This is a genomic window from Candidatus Villigracilis sp., from assembly GCF_057083605.1.
On the sequence record NZ_JBXMTI010000085.1, the window covers coordinates 1 to 7,204 of the forward strand.

The 7,204-nt window shown below is 46.7% G+C and carries 7 protein-coding genes; 1 reads left to right on the forward strand and 6 read right to left on the reverse strand.

Annotation, left to right across the window (positions count from 1 at the left end):
* Nucleotides 1–283 precede the first annotated feature (283 nt).
* The 6 genes from AC14M5_RS12860 to AC14M5_RS12885 all read right to left on the reverse strand — a co-directional run bounded on the left by AC14M5_RS12860 (nt 284) and on the right by AC14M5_RS12885 (nt 6,829).
* Nucleotides 284–1,777, reverse strand: coding sequence for a B12-binding domain-containing radical SAM protein (locus AC14M5_RS12860; RefSeq protein ID WP_484030072.1), 1,494 nt, complete (start codon nt 1,775–1,777; stop codon nt 284–286).
* A gap of 170 nt (nt 1,778–1,947) precedes the next feature.
* Nucleotides 1,948–2,397, reverse strand: coding sequence for a hypothetical protein (locus AC14M5_RS12865; protein ID WP_484030073.1), 450 nt, complete (start codon nt 2,395–2,397; stop codon nt 1,948–1,950).
* 113 nt (nt 2,398–2,510) lie between these two features.
* The gene (locus tag AC14M5_RS12870; protein WP_484030074.1) at nt 2,511–3,395 is read right to left on the reverse strand and encodes a hypothetical protein; all 885 of its coding nucleotides are present in this window, start codon (nt 3,393–3,395) and stop codon (nt 2,511–2,513) included.
* A 133-nt stretch (nt 3,396–3,528) separates the two neighbouring features.
* The gene (locus AC14M5_RS12875) at nt 3,529–4,098 is read right to left on the reverse strand and encodes an NYN domain-containing protein (protein WP_484030075.1); all 570 of its coding nucleotides are present in this window, start codon (nt 4,096–4,098) and stop codon (nt 3,529–3,531) included.
* A gap of 181 nt (nt 4,099–4,279) precedes the next feature.
* Nucleotides 4,280–6,127, reverse strand: coding sequence for a glutamine--fructose-6-phosphate transaminase (isomerizing) (glmS, locus tag AC14M5_RS12880; RefSeq protein ID WP_484030076.1), 1,848 nt, complete (start codon nt 6,125–6,127; stop codon nt 4,280–4,282).
* Nucleotides 6,128–6,286: 159 nt separating this feature from the next.
* Entirely contained in the window at nt 6,287–6,829 is a 543-nt protein-coding gene (locus AC14M5_RS12885; RefSeq protein WP_484030077.1) for a hypothetical protein, read from the reverse strand.
* 152 nt (nt 6,830–6,981) lie between these two features.
* On the opposite strand from AC14M5_RS12885, the gene AC14M5_RS12890 reads away from it, so the two are divergent.
* The coding region (locus AC14M5_RS12890; RefSeq protein ID WP_484030078.1) for a luciferase domain-containing protein at nt 6,982–7,204 on the forward strand (223 nt) is incomplete at its 3' end.

Genomic DNA, 7,204 nt, shown 5'->3' on the forward strand with positions numbered 1-7,204 from the left:
TTCAACGAACAAACCCCTCTCCCGTCTACCACTCGCTACGCTCGGGTACACGTCCCCCAAGGGGGAGAAGCAATATCTCCTGAAACAAAAGTTGCTTTGCTGCGGAAAATCACCACAATCATCAACCGACCGGCCCCCTTCCCACATCGTCCCCGTAGCGGGATTTGGGAAGGGGGGGATATATCCCATGTACATGCTTCATGTTGTATTCGAGATATCACTTGGTGGACAGGGGTTCATCGCGTCAGAGATATTTAACAACAATGGAAGTTTTTCAGATTGATTATGCGAGTCCGCTTTTTCTAATGTGCAGGTTACAAATCTGTCGGAAGTGGTAGCCGTATATGGCAAAGGTGATTGCCAGAGGAAAGAGTTTTGGCTTACGCAAAAGAGTCCAGCAGAACAGCTTCCAATAGTAAACTCGCTCTTTGTCCAGAATACCCAGACGAACGATTGACCGCAAGAGAGCCAGAAAACGATCAAAGTCGATGGGAGCATTGATCCTGGGTGGCTTGAATTCTTTCAGTAAAGTCTTCACACGGGCATAGTAATTTTTTGAGGAATACAGGGTGTTGATGACGGTTTTATAGCCGTTGTACAACACCTCCTTATTCATCCTGGGAATGATGTTCGTTGTCCCATCTACATTATCACCGGACATGATACCGAGCAGACGACCTTCACGCTTCATCCTCTCATAGAGGCGGGTACCGATGGGGGCCTGCAGGAGGCCGACCATGGCTGTGACAATACCACTTTTCTGAATGAATTCGATCTGGCGCTGGAAAATCGAGGGGGTGTCGCTGTCGAAACCGATGATAAAACCACCCTGGACCTGAATGCCATTGTGCTGGATGCGCTTTATATCCCCGAGCAGATCACGATGCCGGTTCTGTTTCTTGTTGCATTCGGTAAGGCTGTCTTCATCAGGAGTTTCCACTCCGATAAATACGGTATCGAACCCGGCCTCATACATAAGTTTCATCAATTCGTCATCGTCAGCCAGGTTGATCGAAACTTCAGTGCTGAAGCTCAAGCCGCCTTTGCCCTTACGCCACTCGATTAGCGCAGGTAACAATTCCTGTTTGAGATGTTTCTTGTTTCCAATCAGGTTGTCGTCCACGAAGAAAAAAGCTCCCCGCCAGCCAAGGCTGTATAGTCCATCCAGTTCGCGGATGATCTGTTTGGCCGTCTTGACGCGTGGTCGGTGCCCCAAGAGGGCGGTGATATTACAAAATTCGCAATCAAAGGGACAACCGCGCGAATATTGGACCGCCATGGTAGCGTAATGTTTTAAGTCCAGCAGCTCCCACAGCGGTGCAGGTGTTTGATGCAGATCGGGGAATTCGACGGAAGAGTAAATTCGTTTAGCAGAACCCTGCTCGAGGTCCCGCAAGAACGGTGGCAGTGTCAGTTCGGCTTCGTTCAACACAAAATGGTCGACCATATCGAACTGGTCATATTCAGCCGTAAACAGCGGACCACCTGCCACGATCTTCACCCCAATTGCCTTGCAGCGTGCAATGACCTGATGGGTCGATTGGCGTTGAACGGCCATGGCGCTGATCAGGGCAATGTCAGACCAAGCCAGGTCTTTGTCCGTAAGTTTACGGACGTTCAGATCCACCAGGCGTTTCTCCCATGAAGAAGGCAACATGGCCGCAACGGTCAGCAAACCTAACGGCGGCAAGACGGCTTGCTTGTGAATGAACTTTAAGACATGTTTAAAACCCCAGAATGTGTCGGGGAATTCAGGATAGATCAAAAGCACTTTCATTGGGCCCTCCCAGCGGTCTATGCTTGTTGATTAGGTCAATTGTGGAATGATCTAATTTCGATTATAGTCCCGTAGAAGAAAATAGGCGGAATGTAAAATTGACATGGACATCTCCTCTGCAATCTCTTTCCCATCTGCCTCAATTTCGCTTGGAGTTTGACGCTATTTGTTTAACCGCGATTAAAGGGGTTTAGATTACCAATGTCACCCACAGTAACTTTTGTTTTTCCCACTATGTCTTGACGGATTTTCAATAATAAATTTCCGAAAAGCACAACATCTTCATCGCTTCCACCTTTTCCACCGCTGTCTGTAAACATCACCCACTTATCATATGCTTTTATGACATCATCACTGCCGTATAGCAAAACCTGATTTCTCGCCAACATTCTTTGTCTGTCAAATTTTTTGCCCTCTGTTTTTTCATTGTGCATTATAAGAACAGCAGTTTCAGTGAAATCACGTAAAAACTCTGAGTAAGCCGCAATTTTTTGTTCCACAAGTTTTAATTTATATTCCTTATTCCTTTGGATTAGGTAAGGAAGGACGACTCCGAAAACTGCAATCAATGCAACTATGATTTCTTTAAACTGAAGGAGAAGATTGGTGAAAGTGTTCATTAGGTTAAGCTCCAAATTTAGTTAATTTAATCTATCGCCCTGCTCATGTGACATGGGCAGCTTCTCTGCAATCTCTTCCCCAATCCATCCCTCGCTTCGCTCGAATTTTGCTGTTATTTTCTTTTTACGGATGGCTTTTTGTTTTTTCTGCCCTTAATAATATTATGCGAGCTCTCAGAATTAACCCGTGTAATATCCACAATAAATTCTGCGTATTCACTATAGCCCTCTAACAACTCATTTAACCCTTCTTGATCTAAAATGCGAATCGCTTTATATGGCTTGTTCACTAATGGAACTATAGTGGTTACACGGTATTTTGAATCTTCAAATTCATTAAGAGTGCCTTTGTCAATTATTTCTGTTTCTAGTGGTTCATGAACGTAATCTTGCGCAATATATGAAATCTCACGAAGTAATGACAAGCCTATTTCTGTAACTGATTGTGCGTCTTGTTCTCTTATATCCTCACCATGAATTGCTCTGTTACAAATTTGAATTACATTTCTTGTTGGTGCAGAAATGTCTGTAGGGAGAGTGCCATTGCTTTCTAATTTATATACAAGTTGTCCTGCCGATAATGCCTTTTCTTCGTAGCTGTCACTGCGTGATAATCGAAGAAGTTTATTTAAAATCTTTTCCAATTCAATTCTTAACTTTGCAAGAGCAAGCATTGGATCTGATTCGGCTATAGATTTTATACCTTCAATGGTTTTGTCTATTTCAGGCATTTCTGTTGATTCGTCGGTATTTTTGGAGCGTGCTTCAAATTGTTCCTTAATTTTTCTTACTTCTTCTGGATTTACTTCTGCTTCAAAATCGCCAATTTTTATTTTTGTGATTGCTGTTGTGAAAGGGCTTAATAACATAACGACTAAAAGTATTATGGAAATGTTGTCAACTTTAATAACGTCATAGGAAATTGTATGGGCGATTAACATGGCAAGAGCAAGTAGTAAAGTTATCCACCACATGTGAGCGATAAGAAATTTTTTCATGTTACACCACCTTTGCTTGAATCAATATTTCCAGAATAAAAACCTTCCATTGGTGTCTTGGAAAAATCCATCGGGAAATCAGACAGAAATTACCAGTCCGCAGGCTTTGAAAATTGCCCGTCTTTGTCGCTCATCATGTCTGGAAACAAGCTGTTTTTGAGAACGGAACCGCGAATTTTTTGATAAATTGAACATAGGGCAATAACGCCATGCTCGGGTGCTTTTGTGGATTGAGCAATCCGACAGGTTTTCCGAATTCTTGTGTGACAACCTGAATAGGCATAAGTAAATCCGAATCATTTGAAACAACTACCGCGAGTTCATAATCATTTCTGAAACCATCCATCAACAAATGCGTGGCAATATTAACGTCTGAACCCTTTTCTTCTGTTTTGATGACTTTGGCATAACCACTGCCAATCGGGGAAAGCGGCATACTTACTTCATGCGAAAGAAAAGTGCCTAAAATGATTTCAAGGTTTGGAATGGTTTGCAGAGCGCGCAAGAATGCTCGTTGGCGCAAAGGTTGGTCAGGGTCATTCGGGCGGGCTTCAACGAGCGCAGTGAAATACTTGATACGGTGTATCTGGTCGTAGGGGAGAAGTAAACTGCACATCTTTCCTACATCCAACCAATGGTAGGATGTGCCTTTGATACAGCCGTAATAAAAGTTGAAGCCGTCAATGTAAATATTTATTTTCATAAGCCCTTAAACACAGAGACCGCCGTGAGGCGGTCTCGCACCAGGTTCGCCGAAGCTACTACTGGGGGATATGCCTCTATTATCGCCAGAAATAGCGATGCTGTCAAGCAAACATTTTTTCTATTTTACTCGAATTGTTTCGCCATCCGTTATCCGTGAATCCATTACAAAGTCCGTTTACCTAATCAACAGTCAATGTCTTGGACAAATTCCTCGGGAAATCAGGATCAAACCCTCTCATCACACTCATGTGATACGAAAGCAACTGCAACGGCAACACACCAAGCAAAGCAGAAATCTGCGCATCTGATTTAGGAATAACCACTAGATCATCGCCGTTGGCGCGCAGGCGGGAGTCCTCTTCGGCGATGGTGATCGTGCGTGCGCCGCGGACTTTCACTTCATTGATGCCGCTGATGATGAGCGGTACATCGTTCGGTCCCGCGCAGAAGATGATCGGGAATCCCTTGCTCACCGCGGAGAGCGGTCCGTGTTTGAACTCAGTCGAGAGCATGCCTTCGCAATGGGCATAAGTAATTTCTTTTAATTTCAACGCGCCTTCCAAAGCGATCGGGTAGGTCGCGCCGTAGCCGAGACAGTACATGTCGTTCCACTCGTTGATGTCTTTCGCAATCGCTTCGATCTGTGGTCCGACCATCTCAATCGTCTGCTCCATCAATTCAGGGATACGGTCAATCATTCGCCCAGCTCCGCTGGTCGAGTAGCCGCGCTGATCTTCGCGCGGCGTATCGAGACCAAGGGGCGTATCAAGACCCGCCATCCGATACGCCAGATACAGGAACGTCACGACCTGGTTGGTAAATGTCTTCGTGGCGGGCACGCTGATTTCGTAGCCGCAGCACAGGGGTAGACAGAACGAAGTCGCCTTCGTCAGCGTGGAGCCCACCACGTTCGCCAATCCAAAACAAGCCATGCCGCGCTTCTCGGCGGCTTCCAACGCATTGAGCACATCCTTGGTCTCGCCCGATTGGCTGACGAAAATCCCCACGTCTTCATATCCAACCGCGGGCGCGTATTGCGCGATGAACTGCGGCGCAAGCACGGGGATCGCGGTGAGCCCCGCCAGTTGCGCGATGTACACCGAGCCCACCGCCGCGGCGTGATAACTCGTGCCGCATCCGATCAAATACAGATGACGCGCGTTCTTCATCTTTTCGACCAACGGTTGCACATCGGGACTGCCGTCCAGTAAGTGGATTAACTCACGGGCGACTTGTGCCTGCTCGTGGATTTCCTTCAACATAAAATGCGGATACCCGCCCTTCTGCACCGCATCCATCGACTCGGTAACTGTTTCTGGCATTCGGATGATTTGTTTGCCATCTTTGACAGAGCGCACTTCCACATGGTCCGCCCACAACGTCACGATCTCCCCATCCTGCGGGCGGATGACGTCCCGTGTCAACGGCAAGATCGAAGGCAGGTCAGACGAAAGACAAGTGAAGCCATCGCCAATGCCGATCACCATGCCCGACCCTTTTTTGAACGCATAGAGTTTGTCATCATTCGCGCGCCCGATGACAAAGGCATAATCGCCCTGCAAGTCACCATACGCCAAACGGATCGCGTCAATGAATTCGTATCCGCGCTTGATATATCGTTCCACCGCGTGGACACAAGTCTCGCCATCATTCTGCGAACGGACGGTCATGCCCTCCGCCATGAATTCCAGACGCAGTTCCACGTTGTTTACCACGTTACCATTATGTGCGCCGACCATGTCACCATCCGAATCCAAATGTGGCTGTGAATTAACTTGCGAAGGCTCACCGAATGTGGCCCAACGCAATTGCGTAATCCCGCGTTGCCCGCGCATTTCCGCGATGTTATATTTCGCCGCCACCGAATCTACTTTACCAGTATCTTTGCGCAGATCGATCTTGCCATTATTCAACGTCGCCGCGCCGACCGAGTCATAGCCGCGATAAGTTAATCTCTCTGCGGCGGCGATCAAAATTGGCCCGAGTGTTTCTTCTTTATTTGAAACGTATCCGAAAATTCCACACATTTTATATTTATCTCCTGTTTTTTATGCCTCGGTGGTTGAGTAGGGGCGGGGTTTTCCCGCCCTGTATCGAAACCACCAGTAATTTGAAGTACCCTTGTTATGTGGTGGTTTCGGTGCTCAACCACCGGTGTATTCATCTGCTTTTAAACATCACCCCGGTTATTTTTTTATCCTCTGGTAAACCTTCAAACCAGCGCCCAGGGACAGAATCAACGCCCCTACCGCAAGTCCGATGATAAGGAGGTAAACGACAGCCATCCGAGTGTAAGCATACACTTCATATTGCCAGGACCAAACCTCCCCGTTTTCCAACAGGACCACTTCAAAATAATAATTCGACTCTGCGTAGACGCAACTTTCTTTGACCCATGATATTACCTTCCCTGGTGGAGAGGCTACCGAGTAATTCGAGTCATGCGGGACACAATAGTAACCAAGCGACGGGGTCCCGGATGGTTCGGTCACTTTTTTCCAAGGCTGTTTCTCGCCGTAAGTGTATTCGTATAAATTCCCATCTGTTGTCTGCCCAAGGACTTCGCCCGCCTCTCCCAGCCTGAGCAGGGAAAATGCTTCGGGCGGTGGTTCCTGCTTCCACTTCTGTGTGTTTCGCGGATGTCCCAGTGCAAAGTATGCCCACACGCAGAGGATGATTATCCACAAACCACCTAAAATAAGCAGCCAATTTGAAATTTTTTTTATCATCATCGTCCTGGGTAAATCAATATTGTCATGCCATTAAGATTCATTTGAACGCTTCAGGATTATATTCGATTGCCAGATATAAGGCAGAGGATTTAACTCATATGGTAAGAAGTACCATCATCCATGCGTTCTGAAAAAAGAAGGAGAAATTTATGTCCGTTCGTGGCGCTTCAAAACAAATTATTGATATCTTACTCACATGGGAAGGGATGGAGTCTCACCCTCACCGTTTTGGCGGCACGGAGTTTCGAATCGGCAAGCGCGAGATCGGTCATATCCATGGAGACTCTCTTGTGGATATTCCTTTCCCGAAGAAGGTGCGTGATGAAATCGTCGCGGCAGGGGAGGCACAGCCGCATCACATTTTGCCTGAAA